This window comes from Planctomonas deserti, assembly GCF_003067705.1.
Lineage (GTDB): Bacteria > Actinomycetota > Actinomycetes > Actinomycetales > Microbacteriaceae > Planctomonas > Planctomonas deserti.
On the sequence record NZ_QANL01000001.1, the window covers coordinates 1,273,687 to 1,292,188 of the forward strand.

Annotated in this window: 16 protein-coding genes; 13 read left to right on the plus strand and 3 right to left on the minus strand. The window is 69.6% G+C overall.

Features of this window, described 5'->3' with window-relative positions; genetic code table 11:
- Positions 1-49: 49 nt before the first annotated feature.
- From DAI20_RS05865 to DAI20_RS05910, 10 genes are all read left to right on the plus strand, one after another.
- Positions 50-1,414, plus strand: coding sequence for a cystathionine beta-synthase (locus DAI20_RS05865; protein ID WP_108249548.1), 1,365 nt, complete (start codon positions 50-52; stop codon positions 1,412-1,414).
- Between the two features lie 41 nt (positions 1,415-1,455).
- On the plus strand, positions 1,456-2,628 hold the full coding sequence (locus DAI20_RS05870) for a cystathionine gamma-synthase (RefSeq protein WP_108249549.1): 1,173 nt from the start codon (positions 1,456-1,458) through the stop codon (positions 2,626-2,628).
- Between the two features lie 138 nt (positions 2,629-2,766).
- Positions 2,767-3,789, plus strand: a complete 1,023-nt coding sequence (locus DAI20_RS05875) for a LacI family DNA-binding transcriptional regulator (RefSeq protein WP_108249550.1) — start codon at positions 2,767-2,769, stop codon at positions 3,787-3,789.
- A gap of 92 nt (positions 3,790-3,881) precedes the next feature.
- Positions 3,882-4,991, plus strand: coding sequence for a glutamate--cysteine ligase (locus DAI20_RS05880; RefSeq protein WP_159084930.1), 1,110 nt, complete (start codon positions 3,882-3,884; stop codon positions 4,989-4,991).
- A 547-nt stretch (positions 4,992-5,538) separates the two neighbouring features.
- Positions 5,539-6,243: an L-ribulose-5-phosphate 4-epimerase gene (locus DAI20_RS05885; RefSeq protein WP_205781376.1), complete on the plus strand. Its 705-nt coding sequence runs from the start codon at positions 5,539-5,541 to the stop codon at positions 6,241-6,243.
- Positions 6,240-7,760, plus strand: a complete 1,521-nt coding sequence (araA, locus tag DAI20_RS05890; RefSeq protein ID WP_108249553.1) for an L-arabinose isomerase — start codon at positions 6,240-6,242, stop codon at positions 7,758-7,760. Before DAI20_RS05885 ends, araA begins: the two co-directional genes overlap by 4 nt.
- Positions 7,761-7,855: 95 nt before the next feature.
- The gene (locus DAI20_RS05895; protein WP_108249554.1) at positions 7,856-8,980 is read left to right on the plus strand and encodes a substrate-binding domain-containing protein; all 1,125 of its coding nucleotides are present in this window, start codon (positions 7,856-7,858) and stop codon (positions 8,978-8,980) included.
- Between the two features lie 123 nt (positions 8,981-9,103).
- On the plus strand, positions 9,104-10,633 hold the full coding sequence (gene mmsA, locus DAI20_RS05900; protein WP_108249555.1) for a multiple monosaccharide ABC transporter ATP-binding protein: 1,530 nt from the start codon (positions 9,104-9,106) through the stop codon (positions 10,631-10,633).
- A 7-nt stretch (positions 10,634-10,640) separates the two neighbouring features.
- Positions 10,641-11,885, plus strand: coding sequence for a multiple monosaccharide ABC transporter permease (mmsB, locus tag DAI20_RS05905; RefSeq protein ID WP_108249556.1), 1,245 nt, complete (start codon positions 10,641-10,643; stop codon positions 11,883-11,885).
- Between the two features lie 183 nt (positions 11,886-12,068).
- Positions 12,069-13,082, plus strand: coding sequence for a hypothetical protein (locus tag DAI20_RS05910; protein WP_108249557.1), 1,014 nt, complete (start codon positions 12,069-12,071; stop codon positions 13,080-13,082).
- Here DAI20_RS05910 and DAI20_RS05915 read toward each other — a convergent pair.
- Positions 13,079-13,963, minus strand: a complete 885-nt coding sequence (locus DAI20_RS05915; protein ID WP_108249558.1) for an EamA family transporter — start codon at positions 13,961-13,963, stop codon at positions 13,079-13,081. The genes DAI20_RS05910 and DAI20_RS05915 overlap by 4 nt on opposite strands.
- Before the next feature lie 177 nt (positions 13,964-14,140).
- Here DAI20_RS05915 and DAI20_RS18415 point away from each other — a divergent pair, with 177 nt between their 5' ends.
- From DAI20_RS18415 to DAI20_RS05925, 3 genes are all read left to right on the plus strand, one after another.
- Positions 14,141-14,308, plus strand: coding sequence for a hypothetical protein (locus DAI20_RS18415; protein ID WP_159084931.1), 168 nt, complete (start codon positions 14,141-14,143; stop codon positions 14,306-14,308).
- 71 nt (positions 14,309-14,379) lie between these two features.
- A complete protein-coding gene (locus DAI20_RS05920; protein WP_108249559.1) occupies positions 14,380-14,925 on the plus strand; it encodes a hypothetical protein in 546 nt (181 codons plus the stop codon).
- A gap of 75 nt (positions 14,926-15,000) precedes the next feature.
- A complete protein-coding gene (locus tag DAI20_RS05925; RefSeq protein WP_108249560.1) occupies positions 15,001-16,110 on the plus strand; it encodes a glycerate kinase family protein in 1,110 nt (369 codons plus the stop codon).
- 144 nt (positions 16,111-16,254) lie between these two features.
- On the opposite strand, the gene DAI20_RS05930 is transcribed toward DAI20_RS05925, so the two are convergent.
- Together DAI20_RS05930 and DAI20_RS05935 are read right to left on the minus strand one after the other, a co-directional pair.
- Positions 16,255-17,286 carry a LacI family DNA-binding transcriptional regulator gene (locus DAI20_RS05930; RefSeq protein WP_159084932.1) on the minus strand — a complete coding sequence of 344 codons (1,032 nt, stop codon included), beginning with the start codon at positions 17,284-17,286 and terminating at the stop codon, positions 16,255-16,257.
- Positions 17,287-17,370: 84 nt separating this feature from the next.
- The gene (locus DAI20_RS05935) at positions 17,371-18,468 is read right to left on the minus strand and encodes a glycoside hydrolase family 172 protein (protein WP_240605893.1); all 1,098 of its coding nucleotides are present in this window, start codon (positions 18,466-18,468) and stop codon (positions 17,371-17,373) included.
- Between the last annotated feature and the right edge of the window lie 34 nt (positions 18,469-18,502).

Genomic DNA, 18,502 nt, shown 5'->3' on the forward strand with positions numbered 1-18,502 from the left:
GTGCCGGGCCGGGTCATCCCTGGAGCCCATGGCGGAACTGGGGCTGCAAGTGAAGTACGCCGAAACCATCCTCGACCTCGTGGGCAACACTCCGCTGGTCAAGCTGAACCGGGTGACCGAGGGCATCGAGGCCACCATCCTGGTGAAGGTCGAGTACTTCAACCCCGGAGGCTCCGCCAAGGACCGCATCGCGACGCGCATCATCGACGCCGCCGAGGCCGAGGGCAAGCTGAAGCCGGGTGGCACCATCGTCGAGCCCACGTCGGGCAACACGGGCGTCGGGCTCGCCCTGGTCGCTCAGCAGCGCGGCTACCGCTGCGTCTTCGTGCTGCCCGACAAGGTGGGCGAGGACAAGCGCAACGTGCTCACCGCCTACGGGGCCGAGATCGTCGTGACGCCGACCGCCGTCGCCCCCGACCACCCCGACTCCTACTACTCGGTCTCCGACCGGCTGGCGCGGGAGATCCCGCTGGCCTTCAAGCCGGACCAGTACAGCAACCCGAACGGGCCGCTCAGCCACTACGAGACGACCGGGCCCGAGATCTGGCGGGACACCGACGGGCGCGTCACGCACTTCGTCGCCGGCGTCGGCACGGGCGGCACCATCAGCGGAGTCGGCCGCTACCTCAAGGAGGTGTCCGACGGCGCGGTGCGCATCATCGGCGCCGACCCCGAGGGCTCCGTCTACTCGGGCGGCACCGGCCGCCCCTACCTCGTCGAGGGCGTGGGCGAGGACTTCTGGCCATCGGCCTACGACCCGTCCGTGGTGGACGACATCATCGCGTCCTCCGACAAGGAGTCGTTCGACATGACGCTGCGGCTCGCCCGCGAGGAGGGGCTCCTCGTCGGCGGCTCGAGCGGCATGGCGGTCGCCTCGGCGCTCAAGGCGGCGAAGAGCCTCACGGCCGACGACATCATGGTCATACTGCTGCCGGACGGCGGCCGCGGCTACCTCGGCAAGATCTTTAACGAGAAGTGGATGCGCTCCTACGGCTTCTCCGAGGTCAAGCAGGAGAGCACGGTGTCCGACGTGCTCAGGGCGAAGACCGGCGCGCTGCCCGACCTCGTGCACGCCCACCCGTCCGACACGGTGCGCGACGCGATCCAGATCATGACCAAGTACGACGTCGACCAGCTGCCGATCCTCAACGCGGAGCCGCCCGTCGTCATGGGCGAGGTGGCCGGGGCCATCGACGCCCGCGAGATCATGGAGCTCGTCTTCAGCGGCAAGGCGGCGCTGACCGACTTCGTGCGCAGCTTCATCGGCGAGCCCCTGCCCCTCATCGGCATGAACGAGGCCGTGTCGGACGCCTGGCGCGCCCTCGGGGCAGCGGACGCGCTGCTCGTGACCGACGGCGGCAAGCCTGCCGGGGTCATCACCCGGCACGACCTGCTCAGCTTCGTCACCGAGTGACACCCGTCCGCCCAGCGGACCGACACGAACCAAGAGGGAACATGACCGACAAGAGCTCGCACTTCGACACCCGCGCCATCCACGCCGGCCAGGACTTCGACCCGACGACCGGTGCCGTCATCCCGCCGGTGTACCTGACCAGCACCTTCGTGCAGAAGGGCATCGGCCAGCTGCGCAACGGGTACGAGTACGGCCGCGCGTCGAACCCCACCCGCACGGCCCTGCAGGACCTGCTCGCGTCGCTCGAGGGCGGCACGTACGGGCTGTCCTTCGCCTCCGGCCTCGCCGCGGAGGACGCGCTGCTGCGCGCGGCGCTGAAGCCCGGCGACCACGTCGTGCTCGGCAACGACGTCTACGGCGGCACCCACCGGCTGATCAACCGCATCCACGGCGCGTGGGGCATCACCAACACCGTGGTCGACATGTCGAACCTGTTCGAGGTGCAGTCGGCGCTGAAGAAGGGCTCGACCAAGATCCTCTGGATCGAGACCCCCTCCAACCCGCTCATGAAGATCAGCGACATCGCCGAGCTGTCCGACATCGGGCACCAGGCGGGCGCGATCGTCGTCGTCGACAACACGTTCGCGTCCCCGGCGCTGCAGCAGCCGCTCGCGCTCGGCGCGGACGTCGTCGTGCACTCCACGACCAAGTACCTCGGCGGCCACTCCGACGTGATCGGCGGCGCCCTCGTGCTGAACGACGAGGAGCTCGCCGAGCAGGTCGCCTTCATCCAGTTCGCCGCGGGCGCGGTCTCCGGTCCGATGGACGCGTGGCTGACCATCCGCGGCATCAAGACGCTCTCCCCGCGGGCGGAGCGGCACAGCCGCAACGCGCAGGCCATCGCCGAGCACCTCGTCGGCAACCCGGCCGTCGAGCGCGTCTACTACCCCGGCCTGCCCGACCACCCCGGGCACGAGCTCGCCCGGCAGCAGATGAGCGCGTTCGGCGGGATGCTGTCGCTCGCGATCAAGGGCGGGGCCAAGGCCGCCCGCCGCTTCGCGGAGTCCACTGTCCTGTTCCAGCTCGCCGAGTCCCTCGGCGGCGTCGAGTCGCTCGTCAACTACCCGTCCGAGATGACCCACGCATCCGTCCGCGGCACGGAGCTCGAGGTGCCGGACAACATCGTGCGCCTGTCCGTCGGCATCGAGAGCGTCGAGGATCTCATCGCCGATCTCGACGCCGCGCTCGTCCGGTCGCAGAAGCGCGCCAAGTAGCCGCAGCCCGCTCGACCGTCCTCCCGCGTCGGCGCTGCCGGCGAGGGAGGACGGAGGTGACCCCCTGCCCGCCCAGCGCATAATGGGGGGGACACCCGCATGTGAACGTGCACATGCTCGAGGAAGCGGAATCGATCAGTGCCGACGGAAGCAGCAGGTAAGGGCCGCGCGCCTAGCATCCGCGACGTCGCACGCGTGGCTGGGGTGTCCCACCAGACCGTCTCCCGGGTGCTCAACGAGCACCCGAGCCTGCGCGACTCCACCAAGCAGCGCGTGCTCGAGGTCATGGAGGAGCTGCAGTACCGGCCGAACCGCGCCGCCCGCGCTCTGGTCACGGCCCGGTCCCGCACGATCGGCGTGCTCACCACCCGCAGCGACCAGTACGGGCCGGCGTCGAGCATCCGCGCCATCGAGGAGGCGGCACGGGAGGCCGAGTACCTCGTGCTCACCTCGAGCGTCACCTCGACCGACCGGGACGCGCTGCGCGAGGCGCTCGCGCACCTGGTCGAGCAGTCCGTGGAGGGGCTCGTGATCATCGCGCCGCAGCAGCGGGTCGTCGAGGCGATCTCCGAGCTGTCCGTCGACATCCCCTACGTCACCATGCAGTCGACAGGGCTGCTCGACGACACCGTGCCCTCCGTCGACCAGATCGGCGGCGCCCGGCTGGCGACCCGGCACCTCATCGAGCTGGGCCACCGCGACATCTACCACCTCGCCGGACCGCAGGACTGGATCGAGGCCGAGGCGAGGATGCGCGGCTTCCTCGACGAGATGGGCGCGCAGGAGGTGCCCACGACCGCACCCATCCTCGGCGACTGGTCGGCGGAGTTCGGCTACTACGCGGGGCGCGAGATGCTGCGCATCCGCGACTTCACCGCGATCTTCTCGTCGAACGACCAGATGGCGCTCGGTCTCATCCACGCGATCCACGAGGCCGGGCTCAACGTCCCCGGTGACGTCAGCGTCGTCGGCTTCGACGACATCCCCGAGGCCGCGCACTTCTGGCCGCCGCTCACGACCGTGCGGCAGGACTTCGCGGAACTCGGTCGGCGATGCATCGCGCGACTGCTCGAGGGCCTCACCGGCGACTCCGAACGCTACCGCGGCACCATCGCGCCCGAGCTCGTCGTCCGGAAGTCCACCGCCCCGCCCCGGCGCTGAGGCGCGCCCGCCGCCGCCGGTCTCCGCGGGGTCGCGGTGAGCACGGGCGTCACACGGTGGGCGGGCGCCGCCTCGAACCCCATACTTTCCCTGTGCGTACCTTTGGCGTCGAAGAAGAACTGCTCCTCGTTGACGAGACGACCGGGCTGCCCGTCGCGGTGGCCGGGCGCGTGCTCAGCCACCGTGGGGAGAGCCCGCGCGACGTCTCGGACCTCATCGAGTTCACCTCGGAGCTCCAGCAGGAGATGCTCGAGGTGGTCTACTCGCCGCACAGCCGCTTCGCGGATCTGCGCGACGAGCTGCTGCGCGGCCGGCTCCTCGTCGACGCCGAGGCGCGTGCGGTCGGGGCCCGCGCCGTGGCCCTCGCGACCTCGCCCCTGCCCGTCTCGCCGCACGCCACGGTGGAGCCCCGGTACGCCTCCATGCACGCGCGCTACGGGATAACCGCGCGCGAGGGCCTGACGTGCGGCTTCCACGTGCACGTCGGCATCGACTCGCCCGACGAGGGGGTCGGGATCATCGACCGCATCCGCTCCTGGCTGCCCGTGCTGATCGCGCTCAGCGCGAACTCGCCCTTCAGCAACGGCGAGGACACGGGCTACGCGAGCTACCGGTCGAGCGCCTGGACGAGGTGGCCCACGGCCGGCCCCACGGAGGTGTTCGGCTCCGCCGAGCGGTACCGGCAGCACGCGGACGAGCTCCTGGCGACGGGGGTGCTCCTCGACGAGGGGATGCTGTACTTCGACGCGCGGTTGTCGCGCGACCACCCGACCGTCGAGATCCGGGTGTCCGACGTCTGCCTCCTCGCCGAGGACGCCGCCGTGCTCGCCGCCCTCATCCGCGCCCTCGTCGAGACGGCGGCCCGGGACTGGTCGGCAGGCGTTCCCCCGCTGGCGGTCTCCGCGATGGCCCTGCGCCTCGCGTCGTGGCAGGCGGCGCTCCGCGGTCTCGCCGGCGAGCTTCCCGATCCGATCGGGGGAGGATCGGTGCCCGCGAGGGACAGGGTGGAGAGCCTGCTCGAGCACGTCGGCGTCGCCCTCGAGGACGCGGGCGACGCCGACGTGGTGACCTGTGGCGTCCGGCGGATGCTCGACTCCGGCACAGGCGCCGACTGGCAGCGGGCCGAGCACGCGCGCACCGGGTCCCTTGCGGACGTGGTGCGGTCCGCCATCGCCGTCACCGCGGGCACCCCCGTCCCCTGACCGCGGCCCATCCCTCCCCGCCACCGTTCGCAATTCAGGCTCAGCTGCGACACGCCGCGTTTCGACGTCGCCGAGTGCGGCGTGGCGCACCACAGCCTGAATCCGGGACAGGGGAGGACGAAGCGGCCGGGTGCCGGGGGGCCATCCAGTCCCGGCTTCGGTCCCGGCTCCGGCCCCGCATCCCGTCCATGCCGATCCGCGTACATGCCGGCTCGGCACGCCCGCCGTTCCGCCGCACGGCCCCCGGTGCGCGCTCATCGGGGTCGCCCGCCCGGGCGCCGCCGATGGCGGCGCCCCCGTCGCGCTTGACAGGCGCAACCGCGGGGGTAGAGTACTCAGAGCCAATGTGACCGTTCACATCATCGAGTGAACGGAACGGATGACACAGGCCGCCCGGAAGAAAAGACAAGGGAGTCGACCAGTTGAGTGACGTCGCGCCAAGCACGACCGCCGACACGTACGCAGTGAGGGTGGCCGAGGTCCCCTCCGCCGATCGCGCCGCGTCGCGGTCCGCAGGCACTGGTGCCCGGGGGGTCGCCGCGTGAGCATGAACTCCCCCGAGATCGAGGTCGCCATCGCCCGCGTCCGTGCGGACGTCGCGAAACTGCACTCCGAGCTCACCCGCTACAGCCTCGTGGTCTGGACCGGCGGCAACGTGTCCGGTCGCGTGCCCGGCGCCGACCTGTTCGTCATCAAGCCCAGCGGCGTCTCCTACGACGACCTCGGGCCCGAGAACATGATCCTCTGCGACCTCGACGGCAACGTCATCCCCGACACCCCCGGTTCCGACCGGTCCCCGTCGAGCGACACCGCCGCCCACGCCTACGTGTACCGCAACATGCCGGACGTCGGCGGCGTCGTGCACACGCACTCCACCTACGCCGTGGCCTGGGCCGCGCGCAACGAGCCGATCCCGTGCGTCATCACCGCCATGGCCGACGAGTTCGGCGGCGAGATCCCGGTCGGCCCGTTCGCCATCATCGGCGACGACTCGATCGGCCGTGGCATCGTCGAGACGCTGAAGGGGCACCGCTCGCGCGCCGTCCTGATGCGCAACCACGGGCCGTTCACCATCGGCAAGGACGCGAAGGACGCCGTCAAGGCCGCCGTCATGGTCGAGGACGTCGCCCGCACGGTGCACATCTCCCGCCAGCTCGGCGAGCCGGTCGCGATCGACCCCGCCGCCATCGACTCCCTCTTCGACCGGTACCAGAACGTCTACGGACAAGCACCCCAAGGAGCAATCAGTTGAGCAGTCCTCTGTCCACGTCCCTCGACGCCTACGAGATCTGGTTCGTCACCGGCAGCCAGAACCTCTACGGCGAGGAGACGCTCCGTCAGGTGGCCGAGCAGTCGCAGGAGGTCGCGCGCCTCCTCGGCGAGTCGAGCGACATCCCCGTCCGCATCGTCTGGAAGCCCGTCCTCAAGGACGCCGACTCCATCCGCCGGCTCGCCCTCGACGCGAACTCCTCCGACGCCACCATCGGCGTGATCGCCTGGATGCACACCTTCTCGCCCGCGAAGATGTGGATCACGGGCCTCGACTCCCTGCGCAAGCCGTTCCTGCACCTGCACACCCAGGCGAACGTCGAGCTGCCGTGGTCGGAGATCGACTTCGACTTCATGAACCTGAACCAGGCCGCCCACGGCGACCGCGAGTTCGGCTACATCGCGTCCCGCCTCGGCGTGCCCCGCAAGACCGTCGTCGGCCACGTCTCGAACCCCGACGTCACCGCCAAGGTGGGCTCCTGGGTGCGTGCGGCCGCCGGCTGGGCCGCCGTCCGCACGCTCAAGCTCGCGCGCTTCGGCGACAACATGCGCAACGTCGCGGTGACCGAGGGCGACAAGACCGAGGCGGAGATCAGCCTCGGCGTGTCCGTGAACACCTGGGGCGTCAACGACCTCGTCGAGCGCGTCGACGCGGCGACCGAGGCCGAGGTCGACGCCCTGGTCGACGAGTACGAGCGCCTCTACGACGTCGCTCCCGAGCTCCGCCGCGACGGCGACCGCCACGACTCGCTCCGCTATGGCGCGAAGATCGAGATCGGTCTGCGCTCCTTCCTGGAGGAGGGCGGCTTCGGCGCCTTCACCACGAACTTCGAGGACCTCGGCGGGCTCCGCCAGCTGCCCGGCCTCGCCGTGCAGCGCCTCATGGCCGAGGGCTACGGCTTCGGCGCGGAGGGTGACTGGAAGACGGCGGTGCTCGTGCGCGCCGCGAAGGTGATGGGCGCGGGCCTTCCCGGCGGCGCCTCGCTCATGGAGGACTACACCTACCACCTCGTGCCCGGCCAGGAGAAGATCCTGGGCGCGCACATGCTCGAGGTGTGCCCCAGCCTCACCACGAGCCGCCCTTCGCTCGAGGTGCACCCGCTCGGCATCGGCGGCCGCGAGGACCCGGTCCGCCTGGTCTTCGACACCGACCCGGGCGCCGGCGTCGTCGTCGCCATGTCCGACATGCGCGAGCGCTTCCGCCTCACCGCGAACGTCGTCGAGGTCATCCCGCTCGACGAGCCGCTGCCCAACCTGCCCGTCGCCCGCGCCGTGTGGAAGCCCGCCCCGGACTTCGCCACGTCCGCGGCCGCCTGGCTGACGGCCGGCGCGGCGCACCACACCGTCCTCAGCACCCAGGTCGGCATCGAGACCTTCGCCGACTTCGCCGAGATCGCGCGCACCGAGCTGCTCGTCATCGACGAGCACACGACGCTGCGCGAGTTCGTCAAGGAGGTCCGCTGGAACCAGGCCTACTACCGCCTGGCCCAGGGCTTCTGATCGGCCGCACAGGCCACCCCCACTTGCCGGATCGATCCTGATCCGGGGAGCACCAAATCCCTAGCGCACCATCCACAGAACGAAAGAGAAATCCCATGAAGATGAAGAAGGTACTCGTCGGCTTCGCTGCCGCGGGCCTCGCTGTCTCGCTCGCGGCCTGCTCCGGCGGCACCCGCGGTGGTGGCGGCGCAGCGGAGGAGGGCTCCAACGATGGCGCCCTCGTCGGCGTCGCGATGCCCACCAAGACCTCGGAGCGCTGGGTCGACGACGGCAACAACGTCAAGTCCTCGCTCGAGGAGCTCGGCTACAAGGTCGACCTGCAGTACGCGAACGACAAGGTGCAGGACCAGATCTCGCAGATCGAGTCGATGCTGAACAAGGGCGCCAAGGCCCTCATCGTCGCCTCCATCGACGGCACCGCGCTCACCCAGGTGCTGAAGACCGCGGCCGACGACGACGTCAAGGTCATCGCCTACGACCGTCTCATCAACGGCACCGAGGACGTCGACTACTACACGACCTTCGACAACCAGCAGGTCGGAGTTCTGCAGGGCAACTCCCTGCTCCAGGGCCTCGGCCTCGTGGACGCGGACGGCAAGCCGACGGGCAGCACCGAGAAGAAGACCATCGAGGTCTTCGCCGGCAGCCCCGACGACAACAACGCGCAGTTCTTCTACGACGGTGCGATGAGCGTCCTCAAGCCCTTCCTCGACTCCGGCCAGGTCACGATCGGCTCCGGCCAGTCGGAGTTCAGCCAGGTCGCCATCCAGCAGTGGAAGCTCGAGGGCGCCCAGGCGCGCATGGAGAACCTGCTGAGCGGGTTCTACGGTTCCGGCCAGGTGCTCGACGGCGTACTGTCGCCCTACGACGGTCTGTCGCGAGGCATCATCAACGCCCTGCGCTCGAGCGGTGTCGCCGACGACGCGATGCCGATCATCACCGGCCAGGACGGCGAGAAGGCGTCCGACAAGCTCATCCTCGACGGCGTGCAGTACTCGACGATCTTCAAGGACACCCGCCTGCTGGGCAAGGAGGCCGTGACCATGGTCGACGACCTGCTCAACGGCAACGAGCCCGACGCGCCCGACTCCTACAACAACAAGGTCAAGGACGTCCCGACCAAGCAGTTCCCGCCGGTCACCGTGACGAAGGAGAACCTCATGGAGGTCATCGTCGACAGCGGTTACTACTCGGAGGAAGAGATCCAGAAGGGCGAATAGCCCTCCCGGTGCCGGGGGCCGCAAGGCCCCCGGCACCACCCTCAGCACGACACGCACCACAAGCACGACAAGCACGACCAGCACGACACGATTTCAGACACCAGCGATCAAGCGAGGCAGGCCATGGCCAACCACATTCTCGAGATGCGCAACATCACCAAGACGTTCCCGGGCGTCAAGGCGTTGCAGGACGTGAGTCTCGAGGTGACGCGTGGCGAGGTCCACGCGATCTGCGGCGAGAACGGGGCCGGCAAGTCCACCCTGATGAAGGTTCTCTCCGGCGTGTACCCGCACGGCACCTACGAGGGCGACATCGTCTTCGAGGACCAGGTCGTGCAGTTCAAGGACATCCGCGACAGCGAGCGCAGCGGAATCGTCATCATCCACCAGGAGCTCGCGCTCAGCCCCTACCTGTCGATCGCGGAGAACATCTTCCTCGGCAACGAGCAGGCGAAGCGCGGCTTCATCGACTGGAACAAGACCAACCTCGAGGCGGCGAAGCTCCTCGCCCGCGTCGGCCTCCACGACAACCCCATCACCAAGATCTCCGACATCGGTGTGGGCAAGCAGCAGCTCGTCGAGATCGCCAAGGCGCTCTCGAAGGAGGTGAAGCTGCTCATCCTCGATGAGCCCACCGCCGCCCTCAACGACGAGGACTCGGCGCACCTGCTCGACCTTCTCCGGCACCTGCAGGGCCAGGGGATCACGTCGATCATCATCAGCCACAAGCTGAACGAGATCAAGAGCATCGCGGACTCGGTCACGATCATCCGTGACGGCCGCACCATCGAGACCCTCGACCTGAAGCGCGACGAGGTGAGCGAGGACCGCATCATCAAGGGCATGGTCGGTCGCGACCTGCAGAGCCGCTACCCCGACCGCGACGTGCCGATCGGCGAGGAGGTGCTGCGGATCGAGGACTGGACCGTGCACCACCCGCTCGAGCACACCCGCAAGATCGTCGACGGCGCGAACCTCAACGTGCGCGCCGGCGAGGTCGTCGGCATCGCCGGCCTGATGGGTGCCGGGCGCACCGAGCTCGCCATGAGCGTGTTCGGCCGCTCCTACGGGGTGAACATCTCGGGCCGTCTGTACAAGTACGGCAAGGAGATCAAGGCGCACTCCGTGGGTGAGGCCATCGAGCACGGCATCGCGTACGCCACCGAGGATCGCAAGCGGTACGGTCTGAACCTCATCGACGACATCAAGCGGAACGTCTCCGGCGCTGCGCTCGGCAAGCTCGCCAAGCGCGGCTGGGTCGACGCGAACCGCGAGTACGTCGTGGCGAACGAGTACCGCAAGAGCATGAACATCAAGGCGCCGAGCGTCGGCTCGATCACGGGCAAGCTCTCCGGCGGCAACCAGCAGAAGGTCGTGCTGTCGAAGTGGATGTTCTCCGGGCCTGACGTGCTCATCCTCGATGAGCCGACCCGCGGCATCGACGTCGGCGCGAAGTACGAGATCTACACGATCATCAACAAGCTCGCGGCAGAGGGGAAGGCGGTCATCGTGATCTCCTCCGAGCTGCCGGAGCTCCTCGGCATCTGCGATCGCATCTACGCGCTCTCGGCCGGCCGCATCACGGGTCAGCTGCCCATCTCGGAAGCGACCCCCGAGTCACTCATGATCTACATGACCAAGGAAAAGGAATAGCCGTCAAATGTCCCAACTGACCGATGTGGCGGCGCCCAAGCCGGCGCCGCAGAAGCCGAATGAGCCTTCTCAGGTCGGCAACGTCCTCAGCTTCCTGACGAGCCGCCTGCGCCAGATCGGCATCTTCATCGCGCTCGTGCTGATCGTGGTGCTGTTCCAGATCCTCACCGACGGCACGCTGCTCCAGCCCCGCAACGTCACGAGCATCGTCGTCCAGAACGCCTACATCCTGATCCTCGCGATCGGCATGGTGATGATCATCATCGCTGGCCACATCGACCTGTCCGTCGGGTCTGTCGTCGCGTTCGTCGGGGCCATGTCCGGCGTGTTCGCGGTGAACTGGGGCTGGCCCTGGTGGGCGAGCATCCTGGCGAGCCTCGTGCTCGGTGCCGTGGTCGGCGCCTGGCAGGGGTTCTGGGTCGCCTATGTAGGCATACCGGCGTTCATCGTGACGTTGGCGGGCATGCTGACATTCCGAGGGCTCGCGCAGATCGTGCTCAACAACCGCCCGATCACGCCGTTCCCCGACGAGTACGTCGCCGTGGGCGCGGGCTACCTGCCCGACCCGTCGAACGGGACGTCGATCCTCGAGTGGATCACGGTCGCCCTCGGTGTGGCCGCCACCCTGTTCCTCGTGCTGCAGCAGGTCCGTGAGCGCAACGCCCGCGTCAAGCTGGGCCTCGAGGACGAGCCGTTCGCCTGGTTCGTCACGAAGATCGCCTTCATCGCGGTTCTCGTGCTCGGTGTCACGTACCTGCTCGCCAGCTACAAGGGCACCCCGATCGTGCTGGTCATCCTCGCCGCCCTCGTGCTCTTCTACACGGCGGTCATGCACCGCAGCATCTTCGGTCGTCACATCTACGCCCGCGGTGGCAACCTCAACGCCGCTCAGCTGTCCGGTGTGAACACCAAGCGGGTCGACTTCCTGCTGTTCGTCAACATGGGCGTGCTCGCGGCCCTCGCCGGCATCGCCTTCACCGCCCGCAGCGACTCCGCCCTCCCGGGCGCCGGAGCCGGCTTCGAGCTCGACGCCATCGCCGCCGTGTTCATCGGTGGTGCCGCCGTCACCGGTGGTATCGGCACGGTGACAGGCGCCATGATCGGTGGTCTGATCATGGGCGTGCTGAACAACGGCATGTCGCTGCTCGGCCTCGGCACCGAGTACCAGTCCCTGATCAAGGGCCTGGTGCTGCTCCTGGCCGTCGCGTTCGACGTGTTCAACAAGAGCCGCGGCGCCAAGGCGAGCAGCTAGCCCGCACCGCCTCCTCCCGCACGACACCGAACGCCCCGGCCGCACGGCCGGGGCGTTCCGTCGTTCCTGGAGGGGTGCGGTGCGGTGCGGTGCAGCGGGAGGGGGTGGGCGGGGGCGGGGTGGGCCGCGGGGGCGCCGACACTGGGGCGCGGGCGGCCGCGGCGCCGTGGCTACGCTCGAACCGTGAAGCGCCGGTACCTCCTCCTGATCGGTGTCGGCCTCGCGCTGCTCCTCGTCGGCCTGGGCTTCGGGCTCGCTGCCCTGCTTCCTGCGGACAGGTCGGATATCGCCTACGTCACGTCTTTCAGCGCCACCGTCCTGGTGCTGCTTCCGGTCCTCGCCGGGGTGCTCATGGCCAGGCCCACGTTCGACCCGAACGGCCGCGGCGGGCGCGAGGCGCTCCGGGCTTACGTCCGCGTGTTCTGGGTGGGTGAGGTCGTCGCCGCCGCCGTCTGCCTCGGGATCGCGGTGACCGCTCCCGAGATCGCGCTTGCGCTCGTCGTCGTGGTCGCCCTCTCGATGGGCTTCCTTGCCGCGGCGCTGCGGATCGGCAGACGCTTCCCCGCGCCGAGTGCGGCCGTGGCGCCGCTGCCGACGGTGCCGGACTGGTCCCGCTCGGTGATCCGGAGGAAGGTCGGCACGATCGTCCTCACGGCGGTGCTCGGAACGGGCATCGGCATCGCGGGGCTCGTCGCCCTGGACCACGAGATCCCGGCGGTGGAGGCGGTTCTCCTCGGTCCCGCTATCGGCCTTCTCGCCGCGGCGGTCTGGGCCATGGTCGTGACGTGGCCGCTCGCGCGGAGCTCCCGCCTCGCGCTCGGCCGGAGCTACGCCGACCAGACCACGATCCCGCGGGTCGTCCTCGGGGGGAAGCCGGCGGAGCTGTCCGAGGAGGGCGTTCGACGGGCTGCTCTCTATGCCCGCATCGCGACGCTCCTCTTTCCGTTCCAGCTCGGTCAGCTGGTCCTCCTGTTCAGCGGACTGTGGCCGCTTGCGCTTCTCAACCTGAGCAATGGCACCGCCGAATCCGTCACGGCGGTGGCCGGGGTGGTCGTGTTCCCGCTATTTCTCGTCATCGGCGTCCCGCTGCTCATCGTCCAGACCCGGCGGGCGAAGCGCTACGCGGCCGCACACGCGGACCTGCTGCCCGCCGACGCCGACGCTGGCGGAACCGACCCCACTGTGCGGCCGGGCTAGACCGACCCGGCCGGGGCAGGAGCGGGAGCGATCTCCGTCGGAGTTCGCGACGTCGCGATGACGCCGATGCTCGCGATGGTCACCAGCACGATCGCGGCCAGCTGGGGGAGCGAGAGCACCTGCTGCAGCACGAGCAGGCCGGCCAGTGCGGCGATCGCGGGACCGAGGCTCGACAGGACGCCGAACACGCGGGACGGCATCGACTTGAGGGCGAGGAACTCGAGCGAGTACGGGATCGACGAGGTCAGCAGCGCGACCCCGGCGAAGACGGCGAGGAGCCACGGGTCGGCGGCGACCGCCGTCAGGGCCGATCCGGAGCCGAACGGCAGCACGAGAACGAGCGCGAGCAGCATCGCGACGGACAGGCCGTCGACGCCGCGCACCCGTGAGCCGAGGTGCGCCGACGCGAGGATGTAGAGAGCCCAGAAGGCGGCCGCGCCCGCCGCGAGGAGCAGGCCGACGACGGACAGCGCGCCGCCTGCCTCGAGGCCGAGGAGCGCGATGCCCGCGACGGCGAGCACGACCCACAGCGCGTCGACGAGCCGCCGGATCCCGGCAATCGCGATCGCCAGAGGACCGAACAACTCGACGGTCACGGCGACGCCGATCGGGATCTCGGCGATGGCGAGGTAGATGAGGCTGTTCATGCCGGCGAGGGCCAGCCCGAGCACGGCGACGCCGACCCAGGTGCGCAGGTCCCAGCCCCGCACCCGCGGTCGCACGACGGCGGCCAGGATCGTCGCACTGAAGAAGAGGCGAAGCGCTGCGGCCCCGAGCGGGCCGACCTGATCGAGGAACGAGCCGGCGAAAGCGTTGCCGAACTGGACGCCGACGATCGCGATGACCACGAGGGCAGGCGCGGGCAGGGCACGGGCTCTCATCCCATCAAGTCTGGCGGAGCGCCGGGGTCCGTGCGGGCGTGGTGCGGCGATGTCGCGACTCCGGCGCGGGACGAGCGCGGCCCACGGGGCGCCCAACCAGGGCGGGAAGGACTGAGATGAAGCTGTTGGTCTGCTGAGAGGCTCAACCCGGCGCCCTCCGCGGCGTAGGTTCTCGCCATGACCGACAGCACTGAGTCCGACCCGCGCGGCCTCGATCAGGGAGACCTCATCGACGACGGCGGCGACGCGGACGACGCAGACAGCCCGTCCGAGGCCCCGGGGCTCATGGATCACCCCGGCACCGCAGGGATCGACGACGAGGACATCGCCGGCGGACCCGCCTGATTCCCCCGTTCCTCCGGGTGTTCCCCGACCGTGGGACCACCCCTCTCGCACCATCAACTGAAGGAGTACCCGTGTCACAACGCAACACGCTCGTCCGAAGCATGCACGACCTCGGCCTGGCCGCCTGGTTCGGCGGCTCGCTCATGGGGGTCGTCGGCCTGAACGGCGCCGCCTCGGACGCCAAGAGCCCGACCGAGCGCCTGCGCATCTCGTCGATCGGCTGGGCCCGCTGGTCCCCGGTGCAGTTCGCCGCCATGGTGACGCACGGCATCGGCGGCGTCGGCCTCATCCTCGGTAACAAGGATCGTCTCGCCAAGCAGGGCGAGGCACGCACCAACACCAACATCAAGCTCGCAGTGACGGGCGCGGCGATCGTGACGACGCTGTACTCGGGCATCGTGGGCAAGAAGCAGGCCGACCACATCGGCGAGCCGGTCGAGGGTGCCACCGAGGCGTCCGCGACGTCGTCCTCCGGCCTCCGCGCCGCCCAGGGACAGCAGAAGGTGCTGCAGTGGCTCATCCCCGCGTTCACGGCGACGCTCATCGTGCTCGCCGCTCAGCAGGGCGAGCAGCAGCGGCCCGCCGCAGGCTGGCTGAAGTCGGCCATCCGCCGCTGATCGTCTGATCGCGCACCGGGCGACCCCGGCACCGCGCTCGCTACGCTGGGCGACACGTCCAGCGAGGGGAGTGCAGTGCCGGGGTCGATCGTCGTTCTAGCACCGGACTCCTTCAAAGGATCGGCGGCCGCGGACGTCGCCGCTCGCGCGCTCGCCGCGGGGTGGTCGGACGAGCGTCCGGGGGACCACCTCGTCCTCCGCCCGATGGCGGACGGCGGCGAGGGGACCGTCGACGCCTTCGCGCTCGCCGTGCCCGGCGCCACCCGGATGCCCGTGACCGTGCTCGGTCCCGACGGTCGGGACGTGACCTGCGACTGGCTTCTCCTGCCGGACGGCACCGGGGTCGTGGAGCTCGCCTCGGCGTCCGGGCTCACCCTGCTGGATCCTCTCCTGCCCCGGGACGCCCACACCTACGGCTTCGGGCAGGTCATCGCAGCGGCGCTCGACGGTGGCGCCCGACGCCTGCTGCTCGCGATCGGGGGCAGCTCGTCGACGGACGGCGGTGCAGGCGCGCTTGCTGCCCTAGGGGCCCGCTTCCTCGACGAGGCGGGACGGTCCGTCCCGTTCGGCGGCGGGGGGCTCGAAGCGGTCGCCGAGGTGGACTTCCGCGAGCTGCGGGACCTGCCGCCCGGCGGCGCGTCCGTGCTCACCGACGTCGCCAATCCGCTGCTCGGCCCGCTCGGCGCGGCCGCCATCTTCGGCCCACAGAAGGGCGCGTCGGCCGAGGACGTGCGCGCGCTCGACGCCGCCCTCGCGCGCCTGGCCGGCCTCCTCGACGGGATCGACCCGGACACGCCCGGCGCCGGTGCGGCGGGAGGCGCCGGATTCGGCCTGCTCGCCTGGGGCGCGGCCCTCACCCCCGGTTCCGCGGCCGTGGCGGCCGCCCTCGACCTCGCCGGCGCGATCCGGGGAGCGGACCTCGTGGTGACGGGGGAGGGGGCGTACGACGAGCAGTCAGCGGCTGGGAAGGTGCCGCACCACGTGGCCGCGATCGCGGCGGCCGCCGGAGTGCCCGCGGCTCTGGTGGCGGGCCGCATCGGAGCATCGACGGAAAGCTTCGCCCAGGCCGTATCGCTCACCGAGCTCGCGGGCTCCGGCGAGCGGGCCCAGGCCGAGGCCGAGCAATACCTACGCCGGGCGGGTGCCGCACTCGCGCGCGGCTTCAGCTTGTCCCGACCTCGATGACCTGATCCTCACGGCCGCTGGACGGTATTGCGTCGTGTAACCAGCCGACGCTGCCCTGGACGCAAGGACGCGGGCATCCGCGATGCGCGGCGACCGCGTCATGTCGAGGTGCGCGAACCAACGAGAGCGGGACTCGGATGAGTTCTACAGCGGTACCGCAGTCGTAGGATCACAGCCGCAGGAGTTCCGGTGCATGATCTTGGGCGTCAATGTCTCGTGCTGCGCAGGCATGCTGGGATCCTCGGTCCGGCGCCCGAGCATCTCGACGACCCGTCTGGCGTGCAGAGTCACCTGCGGCGCGATGGCGGTCAACTGAGGCTCGAACAGTTCGGCCCAGTCGAAGTCGTCGAAGCAGACCATGGCGACGTCGCCCGGCACGGTGAGTCCGCGTGCCTTGATCGCCTCGAGGGACCCGATGGTCATCGCATTGTTGCCGGTGACGAGCGCCGTCGGGGGATCAGCGAGGTCGAGCAGGGCGTCCGCAGCGGCACGCCCGCCCGCCCGCGAGCTCCGACCGGACGGGCTCAGAGCAGCGTCGAGCGGAAGTCCCGCGCGCTCGTGAGCGAGGCGATAGCCGGCCGTCCGCTGGTCCGTGGTCCGGATGCCGGGGAGGCCGCTCACCATTCCGATGCGCCGATGACCTTTGTCGATCAGGTGAGCGGTGACCTTTTCGACTGCCTCGACGCTCTCGACGACGATCTGGTCGCAGTCGTCACGTTCCTGCATCAGGTCGATCATCACGAGGGGGACGGCGTACCTCCTGCCGAGCTCGATCGCATAGTCGGGCGTGCCGCTGGGGGCGAGGACGAGACCGCCCAGCCGTCGCGCGATCAGGTCCCGTACGGCCTTAACCTCCACTTCGGGGTCGTCGTGCGTGTCCGCGAGCAGCATCGACTTGCCCACCGCAGCGAGAGCCTCCTCGAGCTCGTGCACGAAGGTCGCGAGGTACGGGTTGCTGATCGCCGGCATGGCGACGCCCACGACATCGCTCGATCCCGCTCGCAGGGATCGAGCGGACGGGTCCGGGATGTAGGCGAGTTCGGCGATGGCGGAACGCACGCGGGCTTCGGTAGCGGGCGAGAGCTTCCGCGTCTGGTTGATGACGTGCGAGACCGTGGCGGTGGAGACGCCGGCTAACCGCGCCACCTGCGCCATCGTGGTGGGTGCGTCGGACATCGACACCCCTCTCGCGTGGTCCTTGTATCGCAGGAAGTTTACCGACCGGGTGGATCAGCTCCCGCTTCCATCCGGGCGGATTCGCTACCGCGGCTGCCGCTCCGCGGCGCTCGGCAGGGATGGGAAGACCGCGTGTGGTGCGATTTGGTACCAGTACGCCGTCGTCGAGATGTCGTCCTGTCGCTCGAAGAGACCGAAGTCCCAGGCGCCGATCTGCTGGAGAGTGACCCGGAGGTCCTGGGAGAAGTAGATCGGGTCGGGGAGGTGCCAGCGGTACAGACCATGCGACGGCGGCATCTCGGTGGAGAACGGCGAAGCCCTGGTGGTGTCCTGTGCCGAGTGGTACGGGTAGCCGAAGTATGGGGCGCTGAAGGTCAGCACCTCGGGCTCGGGGTGCGACCGTAATTCGTCCTGGAAGGCCCAGGCTCCGCCTGCGTAGTCCTCCAGACCCGTGCTGCACAGAGTCGGGTTATCGGTGTCGCCGTCGACGAAGAACTTCACCTCGCCCTCCCCCCACCAGTAGCGCTGCAGGGAGGTGAGCGCGACATAGGTCCCGATGTACGTACCGCGCCCCTGAACGCCGTCCAGGATCACGTGGTCCTCCCCGATGCCGGTCGTGCCGTTCGACCGGCGCCACTGTGCGTGGAAGTACGGGGTGTCCTCGGCGATCTCATCGCCAGTGGTCAGGTCGATCTGGAAGAAGATGTGCGGCAGATCGGCGCCGTGCTGGCTCTCCAGGGTGATGCGCGCGCCCGTCCGGAACGGCATGGGGAAGTAGGAGTTCATGCCTCCCGTGGGGGCGACGACGATCGGGATCGAGTTGACGAGCGCGCGGGCTCCGAAGCCGTTGCAGAAGAAGTCGCCGAGGGGAACTTCCACGGAGGGGTTCTCCTCACCGTCCCAGTAGGCGCGCAACACGAGATCGCGAAGTACGAACGGTCCCGCCTCCGTGCGGTCCGCAACGGTGATCCAGATGTGGCGAATCACACCAGGGCCGGTGATGTCGGCGAGGGTGAGAGTCTCACCCGCGGGAAGCGGCAGATACGCGGTTCCCTTGCGGCCGGAACCGAGGGCGGAGGCGGTTCGTGCCGCCATGCCGGCCCCGCCTGTTGGGTTCTCGGCGTTGATGGATCGACTGCGGACGCCGGCGTTTCCGATGAGGTTGTCCCAGGGGGTGTACAAAAAGTGCTCCTTCGATTGCGGGTGATGCGGTACA

What these genes read in the sequence shown, in the direction of transcription:
- mmsA (WP_108249555.1), top strand. Translation starts at nt 9,104, where the DNA reads ATGGCCAACCACATTCTCGAGATGCGCAACATCACCAAGACGTTCCCG.
- DAI20_RS05870 (WP_108249549.1), top strand. Translation starts at nt 1,456, where the DNA reads ATGACCGACAAGAGCTCGCACTTCGACACCCGCGCCATCCACGCCGGC.
- mmsB (WP_108249556.1), top strand. Translation starts at nt 10,641, where the DNA reads ATGTCCCAACTGACCGATGTGGCGGCGCCCAAGCCGGCGCCGCAGAAG.
- DAI20_RS05915 (WP_108249558.1), bottom strand. Translation starts at nt 13,963, where the DNA reads ATGAGAGCCCGTGCCCTGCCCGCGCCTGCCCTCGTGGTCATCGCGATC.
- DAI20_RS18415 (WP_159084931.1), top strand. Translation starts at nt 14,141, where the DNA reads ATGACCGACAGCACTGAGTCCGACCCGCGCGGCCTCGATCAGGGAGAC.
- DAI20_RS05895 (WP_108249554.1), top strand. Translation starts at nt 7,856, where the DNA reads ATGAAGATGAAGAAGGTACTCGTCGGCTTCGCTGCCGCGGGCCTCGCT.
- DAI20_RS05930 (WP_159084932.1), bottom strand. Translation starts at nt 17,286, where the DNA reads ATGTCCGACGCACCCACCACGATGGCGCAGGTGGCGCGGTTAGCCGGC.
- DAI20_RS05885 (WP_205781376.1), top strand. Translation starts at nt 5,539, where the DNA reads ATGAACTCCCCCGAGATCGAGGTCGCCATCGCCCGCGTCCGTGCGGAC.